This is a genomic window from Janthinobacterium sp. GW460-12-1-14-LB5 (assembly GCF_059423585.1).
The window spans coordinates 247,819-272,137 of sequence record NZ_JBWKYD010000006.1; the positions used below are offsets into that span (position 1 = coordinate 247,819).

At 62.7% G+C, this 24,319-nt stretch carries 28 protein-coding genes; 10 read left to right on the forward strand and 18 right to left on the reverse strand.

Translation table 11 applies throughout. From position 1 onward, the window contains the following. Positions 1–82 precede the first annotated feature (82 nt). The 3 genes from AC07X6_RS08420 (at position 83) to AC07X6_RS08430 (ending at position 2,832) form a co-directional block, all read left to right on the forward strand. Positions 83–466 carry a BlaI/MecI/CopY family transcriptional regulator gene (locus AC07X6_RS08420; protein WP_230541622.1) on the forward strand — a complete coding sequence of 128 codons (384 nt, stop codon included), beginning with the start codon at positions 83–85 and terminating at the stop codon, positions 464–466. Beyond that, positions 463–1,710, forward strand: coding sequence for a TonB family protein (locus AC07X6_RS08425; protein WP_494790650.1), 1,248 nt, complete (start codon positions 463–465; stop codon positions 1,708–1,710). Before AC07X6_RS08420 ends, AC07X6_RS08425 begins: the two co-directional genes overlap by 4 nt. An 84-nt stretch (positions 1,711–1,794) precedes the next feature. Continuing rightward, a complete protein-coding gene (locus tag AC07X6_RS08430) occupies positions 1,795–2,832 on the forward strand; it encodes an oxidoreductase (protein ID WP_494790651.1) in 1,038 nt (345 codons plus the stop codon). A gap of 19 nt (positions 2,833–2,851) precedes the next feature. Here AC07X6_RS08430 and AC07X6_RS08435 read toward each other — a convergent pair whose 3' ends face one another. From AC07X6_RS08435 to AC07X6_RS08450, 4 genes are all read right to left on the reverse strand, one after another. Next, a complete protein-coding gene (locus AC07X6_RS08435; protein ID WP_230541625.1) occupies positions 2,852–3,316 on the reverse strand; it encodes a carboxypeptidase-like regulatory domain-containing protein in 465 nt (154 codons plus the stop codon). Between the two features lie 59 nt (positions 3,317–3,375). After that, the gene (locus AC07X6_RS08440; RefSeq protein ID WP_494790652.1) at positions 3,376–3,567 is read right to left on the reverse strand and encodes a YqaE/Pmp3 family membrane protein; all 192 of its coding nucleotides are present in this window, start codon (positions 3,565–3,567) and stop codon (positions 3,376–3,378) included. A gap of 95 nt (positions 3,568–3,662) precedes the next feature. Continuing rightward, positions 3,663–4,538, reverse strand: coding sequence for an alpha/beta fold hydrolase (locus AC07X6_RS08445; protein WP_494790653.1), 876 nt, complete (start codon positions 4,536–4,538; stop codon positions 3,663–3,665). A gap of 21 nt (positions 4,539–4,559) precedes the next feature. Then, complete coding sequence (locus tag AC07X6_RS08450; RefSeq protein WP_034749390.1) at positions 4,560–5,453, reverse strand: LysR family transcriptional regulator; 894 nt, start codon at positions 5,451–5,453, stop codon at positions 4,560–4,562. 126 nt (positions 5,454–5,579) lie between these two features. Here AC07X6_RS08450 and AC07X6_RS08455 point away from each other — a divergent pair, with 126 nt between their 5' ends. After that, entirely contained in the window at positions 5,580–6,323 is a 744-nt protein-coding gene (locus tag AC07X6_RS08455; protein ID WP_230541628.1) for a sulfite exporter TauE/SafE family protein, read from the forward strand. Continuing rightward, positions 6,311–6,565 (forward strand): GNAT family N-acetyltransferase, encoded by a 255-nt coding sequence (locus AC07X6_RS08460; RefSeq protein WP_230541629.1) that lies wholly within the window; start codon positions 6,311–6,313, stop codon positions 6,563–6,565. Before AC07X6_RS08455 ends, AC07X6_RS08460 begins: the two co-directional genes overlap by 13 nt. On the opposite strand, the gene pyrE is transcribed toward AC07X6_RS08460, so the two are convergent. Then, the gene (pyrE, locus tag AC07X6_RS08465) at positions 6,562–7,224 is read right to left on the reverse strand and encodes an orotate phosphoribosyltransferase (RefSeq protein WP_077399379.1); all 663 of its coding nucleotides are present in this window, start codon (positions 7,222–7,224) and stop codon (positions 6,562–6,564) included. The genes AC07X6_RS08460 and pyrE overlap by 4 nt on opposite strands. Before the next feature lie 120 nt (positions 7,225–7,344). Between pyrE and AC07X6_RS08470 the strand changes: the two genes are divergently transcribed. After that, positions 7,345–8,121 (forward strand): exodeoxyribonuclease III, encoded by a 777-nt coding sequence (locus tag AC07X6_RS08470; RefSeq protein ID WP_086144962.1) that lies wholly within the window; start codon positions 7,345–7,347, stop codon positions 8,119–8,121. A gap of 6 nt (positions 8,122–8,127) precedes the next feature. Here AC07X6_RS08470 and AC07X6_RS08475 read toward each other — a convergent pair whose 3' ends face one another. The 13 genes from AC07X6_RS08475 to AC07X6_RS08535 form a co-directional block, all read right to left on the reverse strand. After that, complete coding sequence (locus AC07X6_RS08475; RefSeq protein ID WP_494790654.1) at positions 8,128–9,027, reverse strand: RluA family pseudouridine synthase; 900 nt, start codon at positions 9,025–9,027, stop codon at positions 8,128–8,130. A 1-nt stretch (position 9,028) separates the two neighbouring features. Then, a complete protein-coding gene (locus tag AC07X6_RS08480; protein ID WP_494790655.1) occupies positions 9,029–9,931 on the reverse strand; it encodes a M48 family metallopeptidase in 903 nt (300 codons plus the stop codon). Further along, positions 9,912–11,171: an AmpG family muropeptide MFS transporter gene (locus tag AC07X6_RS08485; RefSeq protein ID WP_230541632.1), complete on the reverse strand. Its 1,260-nt coding sequence runs from the start codon at positions 11,169–11,171 to the stop codon at positions 9,912–9,914. Before AC07X6_RS08485 ends, AC07X6_RS08480 begins: the two co-directional genes overlap by 20 nt. Beyond that, positions 11,171–11,782 carry a methionine biosynthesis protein MetW gene (gene metW, locus AC07X6_RS08490; RefSeq protein ID WP_219134930.1) on the reverse strand — a complete coding sequence of 204 codons (612 nt, stop codon included), beginning with the start codon at positions 11,780–11,782 and terminating at the stop codon, positions 11,171–11,173. Before metW ends, AC07X6_RS08485 begins: the two co-directional genes overlap by 1 nt. Continuing rightward, a complete protein-coding gene (gene metX, locus AC07X6_RS08495; protein ID WP_494790656.1) occupies positions 11,779–12,978 on the reverse strand; it encodes a homoserine O-succinyltransferase MetX in 1,200 nt (399 codons plus the stop codon). The genes metW and metX overlap by 4 nt, the downstream gene beginning before the upstream one ends. A gap of 133 nt (positions 12,979–13,111) precedes the next feature. After that, positions 13,112–14,854, reverse strand: a complete 1,743-nt coding sequence (gene ptsP, locus AC07X6_RS08500) for a phosphoenolpyruvate--protein phosphotransferase (protein WP_230541635.1) — start codon at positions 14,852–14,854, stop codon at positions 13,112–13,114. 44 nt (positions 14,855–14,898) lie between these two features. Beyond that, a complete protein-coding gene (locus AC07X6_RS08505) occupies positions 14,899–15,168 on the reverse strand; it encodes an HPr family phosphocarrier protein (RefSeq protein ID WP_010393142.1) in 270 nt (89 codons plus the stop codon). Positions 15,169–15,260: 92 nt separating this feature from the next. After that, complete coding sequence (locus AC07X6_RS08510; RefSeq protein WP_029496035.1) at positions 15,261–15,665, reverse strand: PTS sugar transporter subunit IIA; 405 nt, start codon at positions 15,663–15,665, stop codon at positions 15,261–15,263. A 14-nt stretch (positions 15,666–15,679) separates the two neighbouring features. Then, complete coding sequence (gene gshB / locus AC07X6_RS08515; protein ID WP_070289932.1) at positions 15,680–16,636, reverse strand: glutathione synthase; 957 nt, start codon at positions 16,634–16,636, stop codon at positions 15,680–15,682. Positions 16,637–16,733: 97 nt separating this feature from the next. Then, positions 16,734–18,032, reverse strand: coding sequence for a glutamate--cysteine ligase (gene gshA / locus AC07X6_RS08520; protein ID WP_230541636.1), 1,299 nt, complete (start codon positions 18,030–18,032; stop codon positions 16,734–16,736). Positions 18,033–18,236: 204 nt separating this feature from the next. Then, positions 18,237–19,775, reverse strand: coding sequence for an ammonium transporter (locus tag AC07X6_RS08525; RefSeq protein ID WP_494790657.1), 1,539 nt, complete (start codon positions 19,773–19,775; stop codon positions 18,237–18,239). Between the two features lie 11 nt (positions 19,776–19,786). Then, positions 19,787–20,125, reverse strand: a complete 339-nt coding sequence (locus AC07X6_RS08530) for a P-II family nitrogen regulator (protein ID WP_010393464.1) — start codon at positions 20,123–20,125, stop codon at positions 19,787–19,789. An 11-nt stretch (positions 20,126–20,136) separates the two neighbouring features. Then, the gene (locus AC07X6_RS08535; RefSeq protein ID WP_494790658.1) at positions 20,137–20,904 is read right to left on the reverse strand and encodes a TorF family putative porin; all 768 of its coding nucleotides are present in this window, start codon (positions 20,902–20,904) and stop codon (positions 20,137–20,139) included. 270 nt (positions 20,905–21,174) lie between these two features. Here AC07X6_RS08535 and AC07X6_RS08540 point away from each other — a divergent pair, with 270 nt between their 5' ends. From AC07X6_RS08540 to AC07X6_RS08555, 4 genes are all read left to right on the forward strand, one after another. Further along, positions 21,175–21,423: an accessory factor UbiK family protein gene (locus AC07X6_RS08540; protein ID WP_035824443.1), complete on the forward strand. Its 249-nt coding sequence runs from the start codon at positions 21,175–21,177 to the stop codon at positions 21,421–21,423. Positions 21,424–21,533: 110 nt separating this feature from the next. Next, positions 21,534–23,054 (forward strand): YifB family Mg chelatase-like AAA ATPase, encoded by a 1,521-nt coding sequence (locus AC07X6_RS08545; RefSeq protein WP_494790659.1) that lies wholly within the window; start codon positions 21,534–21,536, stop codon positions 23,052–23,054. 64 nt (positions 23,055–23,118) lie between these two features. Further along, on the forward strand, positions 23,119–23,664 hold the full coding sequence (locus tag AC07X6_RS08550; RefSeq protein WP_474294598.1) for a hypothetical protein: 546 nt from the start codon (positions 23,119–23,121) through the stop codon (positions 23,662–23,664). Between the two features lie 180 nt (positions 23,665–23,844). Beyond that, the gene (locus AC07X6_RS08555; RefSeq protein ID WP_071325465.1) at positions 23,845–24,189 is read left to right on the forward strand and encodes a DUF1840 domain-containing protein; all 345 of its coding nucleotides are present in this window, start codon (positions 23,845–23,847) and stop codon (positions 24,187–24,189) included. The last annotated feature ends 130 nt before the right edge of the window (positions 24,190–24,319 follow it).

A 24,319-nucleotide genomic window follows, 5' to 3' on the forward strand; every position in this document is an offset into this window, starting at 1 on the left:
GCGGCACTGAAAATTAAAGTATACATTTTTGTCTACAAGGTTTAATCTAGCCCTATTGAATTTCAGGCAAGAGGAAAACAGCATGGCCAAGACGCACGACATCCCGAAACCGACGGCAGCCGAACTCGATCTGCTGCAGGCGCTGTGGCCGCTGGGTGCGGCCACGGCCAAGCAGGTGCACGAGGCGATGGCGCTGGCCAAGCCGGCCATCACGTATGGCACGGTGCTGCGCCTGATGCAGATCATGCACGGCAAGGGCTTGCTGATCCGCGACGAAAGCCAGCGCTCGCACGTGTATGCACCGGCGCAGGCGCAGGACAGCCTGCAGACGAATTTGCTCAAGGAATTGATGCAGAAAGCCTTTGCCGGTTCGGCCAAGGCGCTGGTGCTGGCGGCGCTGCGCACGGGCGTGTCGCGCGCCGAACGCGAGGAAATCGAAAAAATGCTCAAGGACGATCTGTCATGAGCGGCTTCGTGCCGGCGCTGGGCTGGACCCTGCTGCACTTCCTGTGGCAAGGGCTGCTGATCGGCTGCGCCACGGCGCTGGCGTGGGGGGCCTTGCGCAATGCGCGTCCGGAGGCGCGCTACGCCGTCGGTTGCGGCGCCCTGCTGGCCTGCCTGGCATGGCCGGCGGCGGGCTTGTATCTGCGCCTGGCCGGGGCCGATGCCACGGGCGCCCTGTTCTCCAGCGCCTTGCTGCCCGCCGCCCTGCTGGCGCCCGACAGCCTGCCCGACCTGGACCTGCTGCTGCGCGCCGTCGTCGGTGCATGGGCCTTGTGCGCCGCCGTGCTGGCCGTGCGCATGGCACTGGGCATGCTGTGGATAGCGCGCAGCGTCAGGAACACGGGCACCGCGCATGGACAACTGCAGACAAGGCTGTCGCGCATGGCGCACGATGCCGGCGTGGCGCGGCCCGTGCGGCTGCGCGTGCTCGACAACATCGCCAGTCCGCTCACGGCCGGCATCTGGCGCCCCATGGTGCTGGTGCCCGCGGCGCTGCTCACCGGCATGCCGCCGCACCTGCTCGATGCGCTGCTGGCGCATGAACTGGCGCACATCCGGCGCCACGATTATCTGCTCAACCTGCTGCAAAACGCCATCGAGGCGCTGCTGTTCTTCCACCCGGCCGTCTGGTGGATTTCACGCGGCGTGCGCCTCGAACGCGAACACATTGCAGACGATTTCGCAGCAAGACAACTGGGCGAACCGCGGCGTCTGGCTCTTGCACTCTCGGAACTGGAACGTCTCCAGTTCTCAACCCACCACCTGGCCCAGGCGGCCAACGGAGGAGATCTCATGTCACGTATCAAACGATTGCTGCGCCCCGCACCACAAGCCCTGAACTGGAAGGCGGCGGTGCCGCTGCTGGCACTGGCCGGCGCCTGCCTCGGCATCTACGGCCAGGCCGTCGCCGCCGACAGCGCACCCGTGCTGGAGCGCCGCCCCGTCATCGACTTTGGCGTGTGCGGCAAACCGGTCTACCCGGCCGCATCGCTGCAGGCGAAGGAAACGGGCACGGTCGACATGTCCTTTGATGTCGACGCCACCGGCAAGGTCCAAGGGTCGAGCGTGGTCAAGAGCAGCGGCCATCCGGCCCTCGACGAAGCGGCGCGCACTGGCATCGCCAAGTGCACGTTCAAGCCGGCCCTCGCTGGCGGCAAGCCTGTCAGCGCCAGCGTCAAGGTGCAATACGTCTGGCGCCTGAACTAATGTCTGCGCGGCGGCAGGCAGCAGCGCTGCCGCCGCCGCTTGCGGGTATGATCATGGATTCTTCCACGCACCTGTGAACCCGCCATGAACAAGATCAAAACCGGCCTCGTCGGCTACGGCTTTGCCGGCTCCACCTTCCACGCTCCCGTCCTGTCCGCCATCGATGCCCTGGAACTGGCGGCCGTCGCCTCCAGCAAGCCGGAGCTCGTGCACAAGGATTGGCCGCACGCCACCGTGTATGCGGATGCGGCGCAGCTGTTTGCCGACCCGTCCATCGAACTGGTCGTCATCGCCGCCCCCAACGAGGCGCACTTCAGCCTGGCACAAGCGGCCCTGCAGGCGGGCAAACACGTGGTGGTTGACAAGCCCTTCACCATTTCCAGCGTTGAAGCACAGAGCCTGATCGCGCTGGCGAAAGAGCGCCAGCTGGTGCTCAGCGTGTATCACAACCGGCGCTGGGATGGCGACTTCCTGACACTGAAAGCGCTGCTGGCGCAAGGCACCCTGGGGCGCATCGCCAGCGTCGAATCGCACTTCGACCGTTTCCGCCCCGAGATCCGCCAGCGCTGGCGCGAATCCGGCGCGCCGGGCGGCGGCTTGCTGTACGACCTGGGTCCACACATGCTGGACCAGGCCATGCAGCTGTTCGGCCAGCCGGAAAAACTGTCCGCCGATATCGCCCTGCAGCGCGATGGCGCGCAAGCCGTCGACTACATGCACATCGTTTTGTACTACGACCGGCTGCGCGTGGTGCTGCAAGCCGGCTGCCTGGTGAAGGCGCCGACGGCGCGCTTCGCCGTGCATGGAGACCGGGGCAGCTTCGTGAAATTCGGCCTCGATCCGCAGGAAGATGCCCTGAAGGCGGGCGGCAGACCGGGCCAGCCCGGCTGGGGCGTGGACCCCGTGCGCGGCGCGCTGCACCTGGGCACGCAGCCGGACGGCCATTGCGAACACCTCGAAATGCAGGCGGGCCGCTATCAGGACTTTTACCAGGGCATGGCCGACGCCATCCGCCATGGCGCAGCGGCGCCCGTGGCGGCCGAGGATGCGGCAGCGACGATACGCCTGATCGAACTGGCGCTGCAAAGCGCTGCCGAAGGGCGCGTGCTCGCGGTCAGCTGATCGGGCTGCCGTCGCCGCATCAAGGCCGGCCCTGGTTCGTTCCCGCCGGCCAGACCAGTTCCACGCGTGCGGAACTGCCCGCCTTGACCTGCACCTTGCGTTCCAGCGTCTTGCCGGCCAGGGTGGCGCGCAGGCTGTAGCTTCCCGGCGGCAGTTTCGCCAGCAGGAACGGGCCGCTGGCCGTCGTGTCCAGCACCGGAGCGCCCTTGGCGTCGCGTATGTCCAGCTTCACGTCGGAGGCAAATTCCGCCTTGCCCGCCGCTTGCACGGAAAACACCAGGCTCAAGGGCCAATGCCGGCTGGCACTCTTGATGGCCGTCGACTCCTCGAGACCGATGCCGCCGCTCAGGTACTCTACCGCCCCGCTCTTCTGCACGGGCGGCAGTGCGCCGTCGGTTTGCGCCTGCGCCGCACTTCCCAGCAACAACCCGGCGGCCAGCATTGCCGCCGCCAGGGTCAAGGTACCGCGTCTGTCTGGTGCCATCTCACTCTCCTCGTGTTGGTTGAATCAAGATAGGAAGCGCAGCTTAGGCCAGCCTTAGCTTAGCGCTGGCGCATGGCCTCGGCGATCTTCTGATCCGTCTTGAACTGGCTCAGCGAATACACGGCCCAGATCGTCGCTGGCAGCCAGCCGATCAAGGTAATCTGCAGTATCAGGCAAATGATGCCGGCAATGGGGCGGCCGATGGTAAAAAAGGTCAGCCACGGCAGTAACAGGGCAATCAGCAAGCGCATCGTTCGTTCCTTGAGTAAACCCCTGTGCCGCGGGGACCGGGCCGGCATGCGCCGACGGTAAATTCAGTGAATCCGATTATAGCGATACCTGGCCCTCAAGCCTGCACGGGTGCCAGCAGTTTCTCCATCCAGGCCAGGATGGCGGCAAAGATCGCCTCGCGGTTCACTTCATTGAAGTTCTCGTGATAGTTGGCCGGGTAAAAATGGTAGTCGAGCAAGCCATCGGGCACGCTGCGCAGCAGGCTTTCCGTGGCGCGGCTATCGGCCAGCTTGTCGTCGCCCGCCACCACGGCGAACAAGGGGAAACGCCAGTCCGACAAGCCGCCCGCCAGCGCCTTTTGCGCCGACGTCAGCGCATGGGCGAAGCGCACCGATGCGGCACTGGCGCGTATGCCGTCGCGCTCGTCCTGGAAGTGGCGCGCGGTGATGGTTTGATCGTGCGTGAGCAGCATGGTCAAGTTGCCCAATGGCACTTTCATGGTGGGGAAGCGCTGCGCCAGCCAGCCGGACAACATCTGCAGCACCTTCGGCACGGGTATCGCATTCACATAGTACGGCGACGAAATGATGAAGCCCTTGATGGCCGCATCGCCCGCAAAGCGCCGCAGGCCCAGATGCGTGGCGATCAGGCCGCCCATGGAATGGCCCATGACGAACACGGGCACGCCCGGATAGGTCTGCTTGACCCAGGCGAGGAACAGCTCTTCGTCGTCGAGGAAAGCCTCGAACGCGGGGATATCGACCTTGCGCTGGCCATCGTGGCCCACCATGTCGAAGCTGACGGTGGCGATGCCGTGCTGGCGGAAGTACAGCGCCGGTGTGACGTAATCGCCCGCATGCGCCATGCCGCCGTGGATGGCCAGGATCACGGCACGTGGCTGTCGCGGCTGCTCCGGCTGCCAGATGTGGATGGGCCGCTCGACCTGGTCGCTGCACCGCAGGCTGGCCATCTTGTCTTCTGAAAAACGCATCGCTGCTCCTGTCATGCCCTGTCACGCCTTCAGGTGATCGATCAACTGGCGCGCATACAGGGGTAATTCACTGAACTGGCGCACGCAAATCGTCAGATTGCGTACCGACCAGGGATCGGATAATTCCAGGCAGCGCAGCGCCATCGTCTGCTGGCAGCGGCTGGCAGCTGCCAACGGCACCACGCTGATGCCCACGCCGCTGGCCACCATGCGGCACACGGCATCGAAGCTGCGCAGGCGCACGCGCACCTTCAACGGGCGGCCCAGGCGCGCGGCATGCATGCCCAGGTACTGCTGCATCGCGCTGTCGTCGGCCAGGCCGATGAAATCGTGATCCAGTACGCTGGCAAAGTCGACGACGCCATCCTGGCCCAGCGCGCGGTGATGCACGCCGTCTGCCGCGGCGATAACCACCAGGCGGTCGGGACGGAACAAGAACGTCTGCAAGCCGCGCATATCGACCGAGTCGGACACGATGCCCATGTCGGCCAGCCCTTCCGAGACAGCCTTGACGATATCGTAACTGAGGCGCTCTTCCAGGTCGATGGTCAGGTTCGGATGGCGGTCGAGAAAAGCGCCGAGCGCCTCGGGCAGGAATTCGCTGAGCGCTGCCGTATTGCACAGCAGCCGCAACTGCCCTTTCAAGCCGCGCGCAAATTCACCGAGCTCGCCGCGCATTTTCTCCATTTGCAGCAATACCAGGCGCGCGTGATGCAGCAAGGTCTGGCCCACGGGCGTCGGCTCCACGCCGCGCCGCCCGCGCAGCAGCAGGGGCATGCCCAGCATCTCTTCCATGCCGCGCACGCGCGCGCTGCTCGACGCCAAGGCGAGATGGCTGCGCGCGGCGCCCGCCGTCAGGCTGCCCGCTTCCACCACGTTGACGAACAGCTGCAAGTCGACCAGATCAAAACGCATGACAGCCCTCCTTTTTCGCCATCTTACCAGCCTTCGTATTTTACTGAGGCTGACTCAAAATAATCCACCTTGGCGAAACCGCCCAGCGCGCGCAGAATTCACGCAAAATCACTGTGGAATAGAAAAATGGAGACGTCATACCTGCTGGCCGTCGGCGCCAGCTTCCTCGTCGCTGGCTTCGTCAAAGGCGTAGTCGGATTGGGCTTGCCGACGGTGGCCATGGGCACGCTCAGCCTCGTCATGCCGCCCGTGCAGGCGGCAGCCCTGCTGATCGTGCCGTCGATGGTGACGAATATCTGGCAACTGGCGGCCGGCCCCGGCCTGCGCGCGCTGCTGCGCCGTTTGTGGCCCATGCTGACCGCCGTCATGGCCGGCACCGTGGCGGGCGGCGCCCTGCTGCCGGCCGACAGCGGGACCTTGGCCGTCGTCGCGCTGGGCGTGGCGCTGATGCTGTATGCGCTGGCGGGCCTGTTCTCGCTGCAGTTGCGCGTGCCGGCGCGGCATGAAGCGTGGCTGGGGCTCATGGCGGGCGCGGTGACGGGCCTGGTGACGGCCGCCACGGGCGTGTTCGTGATCCCCGCCGTGCCGTATCTGCAGGGACTGGGGCTGGCGCGCGATGCGCTGGTGCAGGCCCTGGGCCTGGCGTTTACGGCATCGACCGTGGCGCTGGCGGCCAGCCTGGCCCTGCACGGCGACTTCAGCCTCGGTGCGGCCGGCGCATCCGCGTATGCGCTGCTGCCGGCGCTGGCCGGCATGCTGGCCGGTCAATGGCTGCGCGGGCGCATCGCGCAGCACGTGTTCAGGCGATGCTTTTTTGTCGGCCTGTTCGCCCTGGGCCTGCATGCGGCGCTCAAACCATGGCTGGCGTGATGCGGATAGACTGGCAAGGGGACGGCGCGCTGTGCGCGTGGATCGACGGCCAGCAGGTGGCCATGCTCGATATCAGCAGACATGCGGATGAAGTGACGGTGAACATGCTGTTCGTGAAACCGCCGTTCCGGCGGCGCGGCATCGGCGGCGCGCTGCTGCGCCAGCTGCTGCAATGCCACCCGCAAGCCGGCGCCGCCTGCAGCGACCCGCGGTTGCGGGCGCTGCTGGAAAAGACGACTTAAATACCGTAGCGCGTGCGGTACGCGGAAACGGCATCCTTATATTGGAGCAGTTCCGGATCGGCGCCAGCGCCGTTCAGATAGCCGAACAAGTCGTCCAGGTTGCCGATCGAGATGACGGGAATGCCGTACTGTTTCGACACTTCCTGCACGGCCGAACTTGGCGACAGCTGGCCGTCCGGGCCCGAACGCTCCATGCGGTCCAGGGCGATCAGCACGGCGCATGGCTCGGCGCCAGCGGCGCGGATCATGTCCACCGATTCGCGTACCGAGGTGCCGGCCGAGATCACATCGTCAATAATGACAACTTTGCCATGCAGCTTGGCGCCGACGATGGTGCCGCCTTCGCCATGGTCCTTGGCTTCCTTGCGGTTGAAGGCGAACGAGGTGTTGCGGCCCTTGCCGGCCAGCGCCACGGCGGTGGCCGACGCCAGGGTGATGCCCTTGTAGGCGGGCCCGAACAGCATGTCGAATTCGACGCCCGAGTCGAGCAGGGTCTGCGCGTAGAACTGCGCCAGCTCGGCCAGAGTGGCGCCGTCATGGAACAGGCCCGCATTGAAGAAGTACGGCGACTGGCGTCCGGCCTTGGTGGTGAACTCGCCAAACCGCAAGACTCCCTTGGATACTGAAAACGCGATAAACTGCTGGCGTAAATTATTCACATTAGCCTCATTTTTTAAAAGTGCCTGTATTTTAATCCGCGCGCAGCGGCGAGACAATCGCCATGCCGCGCCCGCCGGCCCCGTCCAGCGCCGCTGGCGCTCACCATTGACTCTCGACCTATGCCAAAAATTATCTCCGCCAACCTGAACGGCATCCGCTCCGCCGCCAAAAAAGGCTTTTTCAACTGGATGGGCACGCAAACGGCCGATTTCATCTGCGTGCAGGAATTGAAGGCGCAACTGCCCGACATGACGCCGGAATTCCTCAACCCGCACGGCTATCATGGCCATTTCCACTATGCCGAGAAAAAAGGCTATTCCGGCACGGGCGTGTACAGCAAGGTCGAGCCGGACGCCGTGCATATCGGCTTCGGCAGCCCTGAATTCGATGCCGAAGGACGCTATGTACGGTGTGATTTTGGCAACCTGTCCGTCATTTCCGTGTACTGCCCCTCCGGTTCGTCCGGCCCGGAGCGCCAGGAAGCCAAGTTCCGCTTCATGGAGCTGTTCCTGCCGCACTTGCTGGAATTGAAGGCGCTGGGCCGCGAAGTGGTCATCTGCGGCGACTGGAACATCGCCCACCACGAAATCGACCTGAAAAACTGGAAGGGCAACAAGAAGAATTCCGGCTTCCTGCCAGAGGAACGCGCATGGCTGACGCGCGTCTTCGATGAAGTGGGCTTCGTCGACGTGCACCGCGGCCTGGACAAGCGCGAAGACCAGTACACCTGGTGGAGCAACCGCGGACAAGCCTACGCGAAGAACGTGGGCTGGCGCATCGATTACCACGTCGCCACGCCAGGCATTGCGGCACAGGCGCATACGGTCAGCGTCTACAAGGACGAGCGTTTTTCCGATCACGCGCCTTTGATCATCGATTACACGATCAAGGCATAAGCACCGCTACAGGCTGCGCCGGCTTTCAAAGTGGCGCGGCTCGCCCGTCAATGGATCCGTGAAATCGATGGCGCGCGCCAGCAGCTGCAAGGGCTGCGACATGTCGTCTTCCTTGCACGGCAGCGCCACCGGGTAAAACGCATCGTTGACGATGGGGATGCCCAGCGAGGCCAGGTGCACGCGCAGCTGGTGCTTGCGGCCCGTGTGCGGCTGCAGCCGGTACAAGACCACATCACCGCGCTCTTCGATCACGCCGATGACGGTTTCCGAATTCGGCTCGCCCTCCTCCTCGCGCATGAGGAAAAACTGCTCGCCTTCAACCATGCGGCTGCGGTAGGTAAACGGGAAATCGCGGCCCGCCAGCACGGGCGCCAGCGCCTCGTACGTCTTGCGCACTTCGCGGCGCTGGAACAGCGTTTGATACGCGCCCCGGCTGGCTATCTGGCGCGAAAAAATCACCACGCCGGCCGTCTCGCGGTCAAGGCGGTGGATCGGCGTGAGGTCGGCGTTATCGAGCCGTTTCTTCAGACGCGTCAGCAAGGTCTCCTGCACGAAGCGCCCGCCCGGCGTCATGGGCAGGAAATGCGGCTTGTCGACCACGACCAGATGCTCATCCTGGAACAGGATCTCTTCCTGGAAGGGGATCGGCGTCTCGCGCTCCAGCTCGCGGTAGTAAAAAATGCGCATGCCGCGCCGGTATGCGCTGTCGGGCCCCAGCGCGGCGCCGTCGCCATCGACCACTTCGCCGCGCGCCATGCGGTCCCGCCATTGCGCGGCACTGATCTGCGGATAGCGTTCGATCAGGAAGGTGAGCATGTCCGGCCACTGCCCCTCCGGCAGCCACAGATAGCTGGGCGCCACGCCGTCGCGCATGGGCAAGGGAGCGGCGGCGTGACGGGACGACATCCTAGCGCTGCGCGATGGCGTTGCTGCGGTACGGCGGCAAGGCATCCACGCTGACGCCCTTGCTGCGCGCGTACAAGGGCAGCACTTGCGCCATGTGGCTGTTCATCTGCGAGATGCGGTCCTTGCCCGATGGGTGCGTCGAGAGGAATTCGGGCGGCGCGCCCGCGCTTACTGCCGCCATTTTCTGCCACAGCACCACGCCGGCGCGCGGGTCGAAACCGGCGCGCGCGGCCAGGTCCATGCCGATCAGGTCCGCCTCGCGTTCATCATCGCGCGAAAACTTCAGCATCACGCCCTTGGCCGCCATATTCGTGGCGGTGCTGGTCAGATTCGGATCGACGCCGAGCCAGGCCGACAGGCCCGCGCCGGCCAGCTTGGCGCCGACGGCGGCCAGGTTGCCCTTGCCGGCCTGCGCCTGCGAGTGTTCGCGCAAGGCGTGCGAAATTTCATGGCCCATGACGATGGCGACTTCGTCGTCCGTCAGATTCAGCTTGGTGATGATGCCGCTGTAAAAAGCGATCTGCCCGCCCGGCATGCAAAAGGCGTTGACCTCGTCCGAGTTGAGCAGGTTGACCTGCCAGTTCCAGCTGGCCGCCGCCTCGTTCCAGCGCGTCGCAAACGGGATGATGCGCTGGGCGATGGCGCGCAGGCGTTTGACCTGCGGATCTCTGTCGGGCACCAGCGCATTTTTTTCCTTCGCCTCGTTGACCAGCTGCGTATATTGCTGCTTCGACTGTGCATTGAAATCGGCGCCGCCGGCAAAGATGCGCGAAGTCGACAAGGGACGCACCTCGATGCCATCCTGTACCGTCGCCTGCTGGGCGTGGACGGACAGGGGCGCCAGCGCGGTGGCCGTGCACAGGCTGGCCAGGATGGTGTAACGTTTAAGGGATATTGGTGCCATTGGCAGACCTCCATGGAGCGATTTTAGGCAGCATCATCATGGCCGGGAAGGCCAGGAAGAAGCACACGATGAAAAACGAGAACCAGCCCAATTCCGCGACCAGAAAGCCCACCGAGGCATTGATCAGGGTGCGCGGCACGGCGCTCAGGCTGGAAAACAGGGCATATTGCGTGGCCGTGTAGCGTGGGTCCGTGCTGCGCGACAGAAACGCGACAAAGGCGGCCGCGCCCAGACCCAGGCTGGCGAACGCTTCAAAACCGATCACGGCGCTGAGCAGCATGGTGTTCGGCCCCACCTGCGCCAGCCAGGCGAAACCGAGAATGGCGATCGCCTGCAGCGCGCCGAATACCCACAGGCCCCGGTTGATGCCCAGCTTGAGCATCCACACGCCGCCCACCACACCGCCGGCCAGGCTGGCCCAGAAACCCGTGGTATTGGCGGCCAGGCCGATCTGCGTCATGGAAAAACCCAGGTCCAGATAAAACTTCGTCGCCAGCGCCGTCGCCATGCTGTCGCCTATCTTGTAGAGTAATACGAAAGCGAGTATCCACATTGCGTTACGCCAACCATCGCGCGCGATGAATTCCTGGAACGGCAAAATAATCGCTTCGCGCATGGTCTTCGGCGGCGAGCCGTACACGGTGGGTTCCTTGATCAGCAAAGTGCACACGAGGCCCGGCAGCATGAAGGCGGCCGTGATCCAGAAGACGGGCTGCCACGGCATGCGGTCGGCCAGGATCAGCGACAGCGCGCCCGGCACCATGCCCGCCACTTTATACGCGTTGACGATGACGGCGGCGCCCAGGCCCTGCTCGTTATCGCTGAGGATTTCGCGCCGGTAGGCGTCGATGACGATGTCCTGGCTGGCCGACAGAAAGGCGACCCCGCCGGCAGCGGCCGCGATCAGGCCGATCTGCGTGAGCGGGTCCAGCATGCCCATGCCGCCGATGGAAAAGAACAGCGCCACTTGCGTGGCCGCCATCCAGCCGCGCCGGCGCCCCAGTCCCAGGATGCGGTAGCGGTCCATCAGGGGCGCCCACAGGAATTTCCAGATGTAGGGGAACTGCACCAGGGCGAACAGCCCCAGCGCCTTGACGTTCAAGCCCGACTTGGCCAGCCATGCCTGCAGCAGGTACAGCAGAATGAACAGGGGCAGGCCGGAACTGAAGCCCAGCACCAGCACGGCCAGCATGCGGCCATTGGCATAGGAACGCCAGCCAGGCGCCGGGCTTGTGGTCATCAATGCACCGCTTTTTTACGCAGGCGGAAGACGGCCAGGTCGCCGCGCAGGTTCGGCAGCACGGAGACCATCTTGCCTTCGGCCAGGGCCACGCAGTCGATCACTTCCAGGCCGCATTCTTCGGCCAGTTCGCGGAAGTCGTTGATGGTGGCGCAGCGCACGTTGGGCGTGTCGTACCACTGGTAAGGCAGCGACTTCGACACGGGCATGCGGCCTTTCAGCAATGCCACGCGGTGCGGCCAGTAGGCGAAGTTGGGGAACGAGACGATGGCCTCGGCGCCCACGCGCACGATGTCGCGCAGCAGCGGCTCGACCTGCTTCATCATCTGCAGCGACGACAGGCACAACACCGTATCGAAACTGTTGTCGCCAAAGATGGCCAGGCCCTTTTCCATGTCCTGCTGGATCACATTGACGCCGCGCAAAGTACTGGCCAATACCTTGTCGTCGGCGATCTCGATGCCATAGCCGCTGCATTCCTTGTCGCTTTGCAGGTACTGCAGCATCACGCCTTCGCCGCAGCCCACGTCCAGCACATGCGCGTTGTTCGGCACCCAGTGGGCGATGAAGGCCAGGTCGGGGCGCAGCGCGCTCAATTCGTCAAAAGTCATGCTGTCTCCTTCGCGCCCTGGCGGACGGCGGTGTTCTTTACTGCGGCGGGCGCGCCCACGTTGATGTCATTCCATACCTGGCCATAATAAGCACGCACCATGTTCATATAGCGCGCATCTTCCAGCAGGAAGGCGTCGTGGCCGTGCGGCGCGTCGATTTCGGCATAGGTCACCTGGCGGCGGTTGCACACCAGCGCTTCGACGATTTCGCGGCTGCGCTCGGGCGAGAAGCGCCAGTCGGTGGAAAACGAGGCGAGGAAGAATTTGGCCTTGGTGCCCGACAGGGCCTTGGCCAGGTCGCCGCCATGCGCGCGCGCCGGGTCGAAGTAGTCGAGCGCCTTGGTAATCAGCAGATAGGTGTTCGCGTCGAAGTACTCGGAGAACTTGTCGCCCTGGTAGCGCAGATACGATTCGATCTCGAAATCGATGCCGAAGCCGAATTTGTAGTCGCCCGTCTGCGCCGCATCGCGCAGCTTGCGGCCGAATTTCTCGGCCATGTCATCGTTCGACAGATACGTGATGTGGCCCACCATGCGCGCCACGCGCAAACCGTTCTTCGGCACCACGCCGTGCGCATAAAAGTCGCCGCCACGATAATCGGGGTCGGACAAAATGGCCTGGCGCGCCACGTCGTTGAAGGCGATGTTTTGCGCCGACAGCTTGGCCGTCGAGGCGATCACCACGCAGTGGCGCAGCCGTTCTGGGAACATGATGCTCCACGCCAGCGCCTGCATGCCGCCCAAAGACCCCCCCATCACGGCGGCGAACTGGGCGATGCCCAGTTCATCGGCCAGGCGCGCCTGCGCGCTGACCCAGTCTTCCACCGTCACGACAGGAAAGCTGGCGCCATACGGCTTGCCGGTAGCGGGATTGGTGTGCATGGGGCCCGTCGAGCCGAAGCAGGAGCCAAGGTTGTTGACGCCGATGACGAAGAATTTGTCCGTGTCGAGCGGCTTGCCGGGACCGACCATATTGTCCCACCAGCCCGTGCTTTTCGGCTCGTCCGCGTAGACGCCGGCCACGTGGTGCGAGGCGTTCAGGGCGTGGCAGACCAGCACCGCGTTCGATTTGTCGGCGTTCAGGGTGCCGTAGGTTTCATACATCAACATATAGTCCCGCAGCGATGCGCCGCTTTGCAGCTGCAGGGGTTGCGCAAAATACATAGTTTGCGGCGAAACGATTCCAATGGATGACATGTGTGTCGGTTTATAAAAGGGAGGCGGCCCCACGGGCCATGGTCGATGCAGCACCGCGATGATAGGTGCTGCAACTTTAACATCAGGACACCTCTTGCCGCGCGCGAGGTGTCCTAATGCTTAAGGTGACAGTTTACATGAGCTGCAACTGTTGTACGGCTTCCGCGATCACATTTGGTTCCATCGAACGCATAATTTTGCGCATTTGTGGTGCGATCAGGCCCAGGTCGCTGTTGAGGATCTCTTGCTTGACCGCCAACAGTTGTGCCGGATGCATGGAAAACTCGCGCAAACCCATGCCCAGCAGCAAGCGCGTGAGCTTCACGTCGCCCGCCATCTCGCCGCAGACGGCCACGTCGATGCCCGCCTTGTGGCCGGCCGCGATCGTCATGGAGATCAGTTGCAGCACGGCCGGATGCAGCGGATTGTACAAATGCGCCACTTCATAGTCGACCCGGTCGATGGCCAGGGTGTACTGGATCAGGTCATTCGTGCCGATCGACAGGAAATCCATGCGCTTGACGAACATCGGCAGCGCCAGCGCGGCGGCCGGAATCTCGATCATGGCGCCCACTTCCACGGCATCGTCGAACTTGACGCCCTCCTCGCGCAGGCTGGCCTTCGCTTGCGCGATCATGGCCAGCGACTGGTCGATCTCGAAGGCATGTGCCAGCATCGGGATCAGGATGCGCACCTTGCCAAAGGCGGAAGCGCGCAAAATCGCGCGCAGCTGCGTCAGGAACAATTGCGGCTCGGCCAGGCAGTAACGGATCGCGCGCAAGCCCAGGGCGGGATTCAAGGCCGTATGGTCGGACTGGTCGAGCGGCTTGTCGGCGCCGATGTCGAGCGTGCGGATGGTCACCACGCGCCCTTTCATCGACTGCACCGTGTTGCGGTAAGCCTCGAACTGCTCGTCCTCGGTGGGAATCTTGTGGGCGCGGCCCATGAACAGGAATTCGGAGCGGAACAGGCCCACGCCGCTGGCGCCCGACTCCAGCGCAAACGCGCAATCCTCGGGCAATTCGATATTCGCCAGCAGGGTGACGGGCGTGCCGCATTTGGTCACGGCCGGCGTCTTTTTCAGCTTGCCCAGCTTCTTGCGCGCGCGCTGCATGGCCACCTGGCGCTCGCGGTACTGCTCCAGCACCAGCGCGCTGGGGTTGGCGATGACCACGCCGGCGTCGCCATCGATGATCAGCCAGTCGTCCTGCTCGATCAGCATCGACGCCTGCGACATGCCGACGGCGGCGGGTATATCGAGGCTGCGCGCGACGATGGCCGTGTGCGAGTTCTGCCCGCCCACGTCGGTGATGAAGCCGATGAAGGAGCGGTCGCGAAATTGCAGCATGTCGGCTGGAGAGATGTCGTGCGCGACGACGATCATCTGCGCCACCAATTCATCCGCCGTGGCCGCCTTCGGCAGCAGCTGTTCCGTGCCCAGCAAGACCTTCAGCACGCGCTCCGCCACTTGCTGGATGTCGGCCTTGCGTTCGCGCAAATACGGGTCTTCGATTTCGTCGAACTGCGCCGATAATTCATCAATTTGCGTCAACAGCGCCCATTCGGCGTTGTAGTGGCGCGAACGAATGATGTCGAGCGGCGCTTCGGCGATCATCGGGTCGGACAGGATCAGCGCATGCACGTCGATGAACGCGCCCAGTTCCGTGGGGGCATCCTTGGGCAGCTCGTTCCACAGGGTTTGCAGCTCCTTGTGGACGGTGGCGATGGCGTTTTGCAAACGCTGGACTTCGGCTTCGATCTGTTCCTGGGCGACCAGGTAGTGTTTGACGTCAAGGGCGGCCGGCGCCAGCAGATGCGCGCGGCCAATGGCGATGCCGCGGGAAACCGGGATGCCGTGGAGCGTGAAAGATGCCATGGGGTGACCTGTCGGAATGCGGCTGCGGCTGCGTTCGGCGGGCATTACTCGCCTTCGCCAAACCTGTCATTAATCAGGGCGGTGAGCGCATCGACACATGCCTGCTCATCATCGCCCTCGGCTTCCAGGGTCACTTTCGCGCCCTTGCCGGCGGCCAGCATCATCACGCCCATGATGGACTTGGCGTTGATGCGGCGCGCGTTGCGGGTCAGCCAGACGTCGCTCTTGAACTTGGCGGCGAGCTGGGTAAATTTGGCGGAGGCGCGTGCGTGCAGTCCCAGCTTGTTGATGATTTCGAGTTCTTTTTGAATCATTTTTGTATGGTCTCTATCCCTGAATGCGCTACGCTGATGACAATCTTGGCCTATAAAACCCGCCGCCTTCAGGGCGGCGGCCATGCATTTCCTTATTCGCCCACGCGGATGCGGTTATCGACGCGCACGGCGCCGCTTTGCGCACCGGCCAGCGCCATCTCCACCACCACGTCGAGCGTGTCGCGGCGATACGTGATGGCGCGCAGCAACATCGGCAGACTGATGCCGGCGATGACTTCCACGCGGCCCGCATCGGCCAGCTTGTTGCAGCAGTTCGACGGCGTGCCGCCCTTCACGTCGGTAATCACCAGCACGCCGGAGCCGTCATCGAGGCGGCAGATGGCTTCGGAGGCCAGCTTTTGCACTTCCGCCAAGTCCTGGTCGGCGACGACGTCGATGGCTTCAAAACGTTCTGTTGGCCCGCGAAACACATGCGCGCAGGCGGCGATGAAGGCCTGTCCCAGCGGTGCATGTGTCATGAGCAAAATCCCTACCATAGTCATTTCACCTTCTAGCGCTGCTGCGCTTGCGCAACGCCATGCTCGACGGCATCGACAAACATGGCAGCCACGTCAAAACCTGTCTGCTGCATGATTTCCTGGAAGCAAGTCGGGCTGGTGACATTGACTTCCGTCAGATAGTCGCCGATCACGTCCAATCCTACCAGCATCAGGCCCCGCGCGGCCAGGATCGGGCCCAGCTTTTCTGCGATTTCCAGATCGCGCGCCGTCAATGGCTGCGCCACGCCCGTGCCGCCAGCCGCCAGGTTGCCCCGCACTTCGCCCGCCTGCGGGATGCGCGCCAGCGAAAACGGCACCGGCTTGCCGCCGATGACGAGGATGCGCTTGTCGCCCTTGACGATGTCGGCGATGAAACGCTGCGCCATGATGGTCTGCGCGCCGTTCTCGCTCAAGGTCTCGATGATGGCGCCCAGGTTCAGGCCATCGGCCTTGACGCGGAAGATGCCCGTGCCGCCCATGCCGTCGAGCGGTTTGAAGATGACGTCCTGGTGTTTGGCGTGGAAGGCGCGCAGGCGCGCTTCATCCGACGTCACCAGGGTCGGCGAGGTGAATTCGGAAAACTGGGCAATGGCCAGCTTTTCATTGTTGTCGCGGATGGCGGACGGCTTGTTGAAGACGTGCGCGCCCTGCTTTTCCGCCAGTTCCAGCAAATACGTGCCGTACACATATTCCATGTCAAACGGCGGATCCTTGCGCTCGATGATGGCGTCCAGGGCCGACAGGCGCACTTCCTCGGTGGAAACGACCTTGTACCAGTCGTGTTCGTCGCCAGTCAGCGCGATGTGTTTGACCCGTGCCGTGACGATGCCTTCTTCCAGCGCCATGTCCTTCTGCTCGAAGGCGTACACGGCGTGGCCGCGTTTGGCCGCCTCGCGCATCATGGCGAAGGTGGAATCTTTGTAAGTCTTGAAGCCTGCCAGCGGGTCGGCAAGGAATGCAATTTTCATGGTGCGTCCAATCGGGGAGCCTGGATAAGGAATGCTTGATTCTAGCCGAGATCGCCAGGCGCAGTGGTCACTGCGCCCGGCGAGCCGCAGGGCGGGATCAATACACCTCGGGATTCGGGTCCGTGCGCTCCATTTCCAGCGACGCGGCCAGCAAGGCCAGGCGCGCCACCACGCCATACACATAGAAGCGGTTCGGCGCGGCCGTGCCCGGCTTGGCCTTCAAGTCCGGCACGGCATGCTGCTGGGCAAACGCCAGCGGCACGTACTGCGAGCCGGGCGCATTCAGGTTCTGGTCCACGCCCTTCTCCGCGTGCACGCGGTAGAAACCGCCCACCACATAGCGGTCGATCATGTAGACGACCGGCTCGGCCACGGCATCCTTGATGCTTTCAAACGTGGGCACGCCTTCCTGGATGATCACGTCCGTGACGACCTTGCCGTCCTTGACGATGGACATCCTGTCGCGCTGCTTGCGCGACAGGTCGCGCACTTCGCTCGCGTCGCGCACCGTCATGATGCCCGTGCCATACGTGCCCGCATCGGGCTTGACGATGACGAAGGGCTTTTCCTTGATGCCATATTCCTTGTATTTCTTGCGGATCTTGGCCAGCAGCACGTCCACGCTGGCAGCCAGCGCGTCTTCGCCCTCGCCTTCCTGGAAGTTGACGTCGCTGCACTTGGCGTGGAAGGGATTGAGCATCCACGGGTCGACATCGATCATCTTGCCGAATTTTTTCACCACTTCATCGTAAGCCGTGTAGTGGTTGCTCTTGCGGCGCAAGGCCCAGCCCGCGTGCAAGGGCGGCAACAGGCTTTGTTCATGGATGTTTTGCAAGATATCGGGGATGCCGTCCGACAAGTCATTATTCAGCAAGATCGTGCACGGGTCGAAATCCTTCAAGCCCAGGCGGCGGCCATTGTTCAGGCGCACGAGCGGCTCGATGACGAGCATGTTTCCATCTGGCAACGCCAAGGGTGTCGGCTGAGTAATCTCGGGCGACCACGAACCGAAGCGCACGTGCAGCCCCGTCTGGCGGAAGATCTGCATCAGGCGCGCCACGTTCTGCAGGTATTGCGGCGTGGTGTTGTGCAATTCCGGCACGATCAGCAGGTTGCGGGCATCCGGGCAATACTTGTCGATGGCGGCCATGGCCGCCTGCACGGACAGGGGCAGCATTTCCGTGGCCAGGTTATGAAAGCCGCCAGGGAACAGATTGGTATCGACGGGCGCCAGTTTGTAGCCGGCATTGCGCAAGTCTACCGAGCAATAGAAGGGCGGCGTGTGCTCTTGCCACTCCATGCGGAACCAGCGCTCAATGGCCGGCGTCGCGGCCAGAATCTTTTTTTCGAGGTCGAGCAGCGGTCCGGTCAGGGCCGTGACGAGATGGGGAACCATAGTTACATCCTTAAATTATGTGCAGTATTCAAAAAAGCACACAGAACTGCCGACTATATTACCGTGTAAGTACCCCAAATCGGGGCAAAAGCCTTGTTTTAAAGACCTTTTCCATTCCCACAACGAAAAAAAGGCACCTCAATGAGGCGCCTTTTCCAGCCGGACATGCCGCGCCGGGGCGCGGGCATGCCAGAACATTGCTATTTAGCCATGATATGCTTGCTCGCCATGGCTGGTGATGTCGAGGCCTTCGCGCTCTTCTTCTTCCGGTACGCGCAAGCCGATGACGATGTCGACCAGCTTATAGGCGACGATGGAGACCAGCGCCGACCACAGGATGGTGGTACCGACCGCTTGCGCCTGCACCCACACCTGATGAGCGATCGAATACGGGTCGGCCGACATCTTGTTGGTGACGTAGTCGAAGATGCCCTGGCCGCCCAGTTGCGGTGCCGCAAACACGCCCGTCAGCAAGGCGCCGAGGATACCGCCCACGCCATGCACGCCGAACACGTCGAGCGAATCGTCGGCGCCGATCAGGCGTTTCAGGCCATTCACGCCCCACAAGCAGACGATACCGGCCAGCAAGCCGATGACCAGGCCGCCCATCGGGCCGACAAAGCCGGCCGCCGGGGTGATCGCCACCAGGCCGGCCACGGCGCCCGATGCGCCACCGAGCATGGAAGGCTTGCCTTTGCTGATCCATTCGCCAAATACCCACGACAGGGTGGCGGCAGCAGTGGCCAGCAAGGTATTGACGAAAGCCAATGCCGCCACGTCGCCCGCTTCCAGCGAGGAACCCGCATTGAAGCCGAACCAGCCCACCCACAGCAGCGACGCACCGATCATGGTCATCGTCAGCGAGTGCGGCGCCATCGATTCGCGGCCGTAGCCGACGCGCTTGCCGATCATGATGGCGCCCACCAGGCCGGCGACGGCGGCATTGATGTGCACCACGGTGCCGCCGGCGAAGTCCAGCGCGCCTTTTTGCCAGATCCAGCCCGCTTTCAGGGCTTCGCTGGCCGAGGTGGCGGCGTTGGTGATCAGGTCAGGACCGGTCCAGAACCAGACCATGTGGGCGGCCGGCAGGTAGGCAAACGTGAACCACAGCACGACGAAGGCCAGCACGGCGGCAAACTTGGCGCGCTCGGCAAAGGCGCCGACGATCAGTGCGCAAGTGATGGCGGCAAACGTGCCCTGGAAGGCCACGAAGACGAACTCGGGAATGACGACGCCCTTGCTGAAGGTGGCGGCGGCGGCAAACGTGCCCTTGGCCGGGTCCCAGATACCGTTCAGGAACAGGCGGTCGAAGCCACCGAAGAAGGCGGTTTTTTCCGTGAAAGCGATCGAGTAGCCATAAATGCACCACAGCACGATCACCAGCGCGAACACCATGAACACTTGCATCAGCACCGACAGCATGTTCTTCGAGCGCACCAGGCCGCCATAGAACAGGGCCAGGCCGGGGATGGTCATCAAAATCACCAGCAAGGTGGAAATCATCATGAAACTGGTATCGCCCTTGTTGGCGACGGGCGCGGCGGCTGGCGCGGCAGCGGCCGGGGCCGGAGCGGCGGCAGCCGCCGCTGTTGCGTCAGCCGCGGGCGTGACGGCGGGGGCGGCGACGGCCGACGTCGTGGCCGCCTCCGTCTTGGCGGGAGCATCGGCAAAGCTCGGCGTGGCGACGCCAAACGCACACAGACAGGCAAACCCAGCTAGCAATTTTGTTATATTTTTACGCATCGATATTCCCCTTAGAGCGCTTCGTTGCCGGTTTCACCGGTACGGATGCGGATGACCTGTTCCAGGTTGTAGACGAAAATCTTGCCATCGCCGATCTTACCGGTACGCGCGGCACCTTCGATCGCCTCGATGGCCTGGTCGACAATGGCGTCATCGACGGCCGCTTCAATCTTGGTTTTTGGCAAGAAATCGACGACATACTCGGCACCACGGTAGAGTTCCGTGTGGCCTTTCTGGCGGCCGAAGCCTTTGACTTCGGTGACGGTAATGCCTTGCACATTGATAGCCGACAAAGCTTCGCGTACTTCGTCCAGTTTGAACGGTTTAATGATTGCGGTAATCATTTTCATGGCAGTCTCGCTTAAAAGGTTTTGGACACGGTCAGCACGAGACCGGATTTCGCCAGATTCTTGCCATTCGGTGCCAGCGACGTGATGTTGGCTTTGACGGCCGCCAGGGAAACGGTCGCCATGCCGAAGTCCTTGGTCACGCCGATCTTGTAATCGTTATAGCTGAGGGCATCGTTGTGCTCGACTTTCTGGCGCCCCACATGCAGGTTCAGCATGTAGCCATCATGCACCTCGACGTTGGCGCCCACGTCGAGGTAGCCGCTGTTCTTGCTGTCGGCGACACCGAACAGATTCGTGGTCGAATGCGAGTATTTGATATACATCGGGCCGTAGCCCAGTTGGCCGTACAGCTCGAAGGTGTTCGCATTCGTGCTCAAGCCATTCGATGGATAGAAGTAATACAGGCCGCCCACGTCATAGGTGAAATCCTTGCTGATCTCGCCCCGCTTGCCGGCATAGATATCCCATTCCAGGTTCGTATCGCCGCCGCCGTCCTTGATCCATTTGATGCTCGACAGCCAGGTGCCCACGTACAGGCCCGTCGGGTTATGGGTATAGTCGGCACCGCCGCTGATGGCCGGGTTCAGGCGGCTTTGCGAGATGCCGCGGTAACGGTAGTCGCTCGTCAGCGCCACGTTGTAGCTCACCACGTTATCAGGAACGGCTTCGGCCGCAGCAGGCGCCGCCACTGCATCCTGGGCCATGGCGCTACCGCTCAGGGCGGTCATGGCCAACATCAATGCGGCTGCTAAAGTCATGTTCTTGGACAGATTCTTCATGGCGATTCCCTTTTATTGAACTTTTAAAGCGGTTGAGGTTTAAAATCTTGGCTGGAGATCACAAAGCGTTCATACCTTCTTTAGCAGAATACGTGCCAGCTATATTGCCACCTTGATAGGTGCATTTCCGTCCATACATACCCTGCAAGCCGCTGGGCATGCGGGAATACGCTGCTGGAGCGTTGTGGATTTGCCTATTTTCGCACCAGATTAACACTGCTGTGCACCGCAATGGTGCGATGCACATGCCGCACCATAAAAGGACTGACCATGGACATGAATACCTTCTTTAACGACTTGCAAGGCAAGATCCACCAAGCCATCGAGAACTCGCCGGCCAAGGATATCGAGAAAAACGTGAAATCGATGATGACCCAGGGTTTCGCCCGCCTGGACCTCGTCACGCGCGAAGAATTCGATATCCAGGCACAAGTGCTGGCCAAGACCCGCGCCAAGCTCGATGCACTGGAATTGCGCCTGATCGAACTGGAAACACGCCTGAACGACCCGAAGGCTTAATGCAGGGCAGGCAAGGCACCGCAATCGGCAGCCTTGCTGGCACACATCAAGCTTCAGACTGTTGCAAGGGCTAGACTGATACTGCCCGCGTTCGCGGTGCAGGGGGTCTGATGAGTCTGGCAGTCCTGAAAAGCCGCGCCCTGGCCGGCATGGAGGCGCCCGAGGTGAATGTCGAAGTCCACCTCGCCAATGGCTTGCCTTCTTTTACCATCGTCGGCCTGCCCGATACGGAAGTGAAAGAATCGCGCGACCGCGTGCGGGCCGCGCTGCAAAACTGCGGCTTCGAGATGCCGGCGCGGCGCATTACGGCCAATCTGGCGCCGGCAGACTTGCCCAAGGAATCGGGCCGCTTCGACCTGCCCATCGCGCTGGGCATCCTGGCCGCCTCCGGCCAGTTGCCGGGCGACCAATTACACCACTACGAATTTGCCGGCGAATTGTCGTTGTCGGGCCAGTTGCGCCCGATTCGGGGCGCCCTGGCCATGACCTTTGCCATGCAACGCGGCAAGAGCGGCGTACCGCGCGCCTTCATCCTGCCGCAGGCGAACGCGGACGAGGCGGCGCTGGTCAGCGATGCCTGCATCTATCCCGCCCACAGCCTGCTCGAGGTCTGCGCGCACTTTGCCGCGCATGCCAGCCAGACAGCCCTGCAGCGCCACCAGCCCATGCTGACTGTCCCCGCTTTCCCGTATCCCGACTTTGCCGACGTACAAGGGCAGCAACAGGCGCGGCGGGCGCTGGAGGTGGCGGCAGCGGGCGGCCACAACGTCCTGATGGTGGGGCCGCCGGGCGCAGGCAAAACCATGCTGGCCAGCCGTTTTCCTGGCGTATTGCCACCCATGAGCGACGAAGAGGCGCTGGAATCGGCTGCCGTGCATTCCCTGGGCGGCCACTTCAAGGTGGAACAGTGGAAGCGGCGGCCCTACCGCGCCCCGCACCAGACGGCATCGGGCGTGGCACTGGTGGGTGGAGGCAACGTGCCGCGGCCTGGCGAAATCTCGCTGGCCCACTGTGGCGTGCTGTTTCTCGACGAAATCGCCGAATTCCAGCGCCGGGTGCTCGATGTGCTGCGCCAGCCCATGGAATCGGGCGTCATCAGCATTTCGCGCGCGGCCCGCCAGGCCGAGTTTCCTGCCCGCTTTCAGTTGATCGCTGCCATGAATCCCTGCCCGTGCGGCTATCTGGGCCACGCGTCCGGCCGTTGCCGCTGCACGCCGGACGCCGTGCTCCGTTATCACAATCGCCTGTCCGGCCCGCTACTCGACCGTATCGACCTGCAGATTGAAGTGGCCGCCATGCCGCCGGCGGCGCTGGGCCGCCATGCCGGTGCCGGAGAATCCACGCAGCGGATCGCCACACGGGTGGCGGCAGCCTATGCCTTGCAACTGGCACGTCAGGGTAAATCGAACCAGAGGCTGAGCAACACGGAAATCGAACAGCATTGTCGCCTGGAGCCACATGGCGAACAGTTGCTGCATGGCGCCATGACGCGCCTGCACTGGTCGGCGCGCACCTATCACCGGGTACTGCGCGTGGCGCGCAGCATCGCGGACCTGGCGGGCAGCCCTGCCATCACACAGCCGCATATTGCCGAAGCGATCCAGTACCGCCGCGTGCTGCGTGAAATATAAGGCTGCCAGTGAACGCCACACGTGCGCGATTGCGCGCGATTGGCGGCGCTGCTACCATCTGCTGATGAAAAAAACATCACTTGCCCTCTTGCTGACGACGCTCGCGGCCGCCAGCATCCTGTCCGCCTGCAGTCCGAAATTCGACTGGCGCGACTATCGCAGCCCTGACGCCCAGTTCACGGCCCTGTTTCCAGGCAAGCCGGCCGTGCTGACGCGCGAAATCGATCTCGATGGCAAGAAAGTCAGCCTGACCATGACGGCCAGCGAGGTCGATGGCGCTACCTTCGCCATCGGCAGTGCCATACTCGACAGCACGGAGCAGGCGCAAGCGGCCCTGCCCGCCATGAAGACGGCGCTGCTGAAAAATATCAATGGCGTCGTGCGCAGCGAAAAGCTGGCCTCGGCTGCCACCAGCACGGCAGCCGGCAGCCATCAACGCAGCTCGCTGAGCGTCGAGGCGACGGGGACGCAGCAAGGCAAGCCTGTCCTGCTGGTCGGCCGTTTTGTGGCGCAGGACAAACGCATCTTCCAGATCATCATTCTCGGTGAAGAAAACAAACTGTCGCGTGAAACCATCGACACCTTCATGGACTCGGTGAAACTGGATTGAGACTTAACGATCGCTTAAATAGCTGTTTTCACGGTGAGCCAGCCCTTGTAAATACGTGCGTTGTCCAACAGATGACTCTATCCGGCTTGCAATTGTGCAATCCGGGCAATCGGACGGCCTGTGCGACATTTCAAGTCGTGATATTGTTTCGACACTAACAACAAGTTTCAGAAAGCGCTTATGTTGATCTCATTCAAATCCAAATCCTCCCCAGAAGTGCTGATGTACCAGGAACATGCCCAGCGTATTCTCGACATCCTGCACAAGAACCCCACGCGCGGCGTCATCACGCCAGCGGAAGCGGGCGATGCCCTGGCCCTGCTGGAAAAAGAAGTCGCGGAAAGCAAGTTACATCCGGAAAATGACATTGAACACGATGCGCATACGCCGGAAACCCTGGAAGATGGTGAAACGGGTGCCCATGCGCGCGCGCAAAAAGTGCATTTTTCGCAGCGCGCCTATCCTCTGATGGAGATGCTGCGCTCGGCCAAGGCGGAAGGCGAAAGCATCACCTGGGGCATCTAGTCCGATGAATGCCACAGACGAAAAAAAACCCCGCTGATGCGGGGTTTTTTTATATAACAAGCCTGACGATAACCTACTTTCACACTGGTTGCAGCACTATCATCGGCGCAAAGTTGTTTCACGGTCCTGT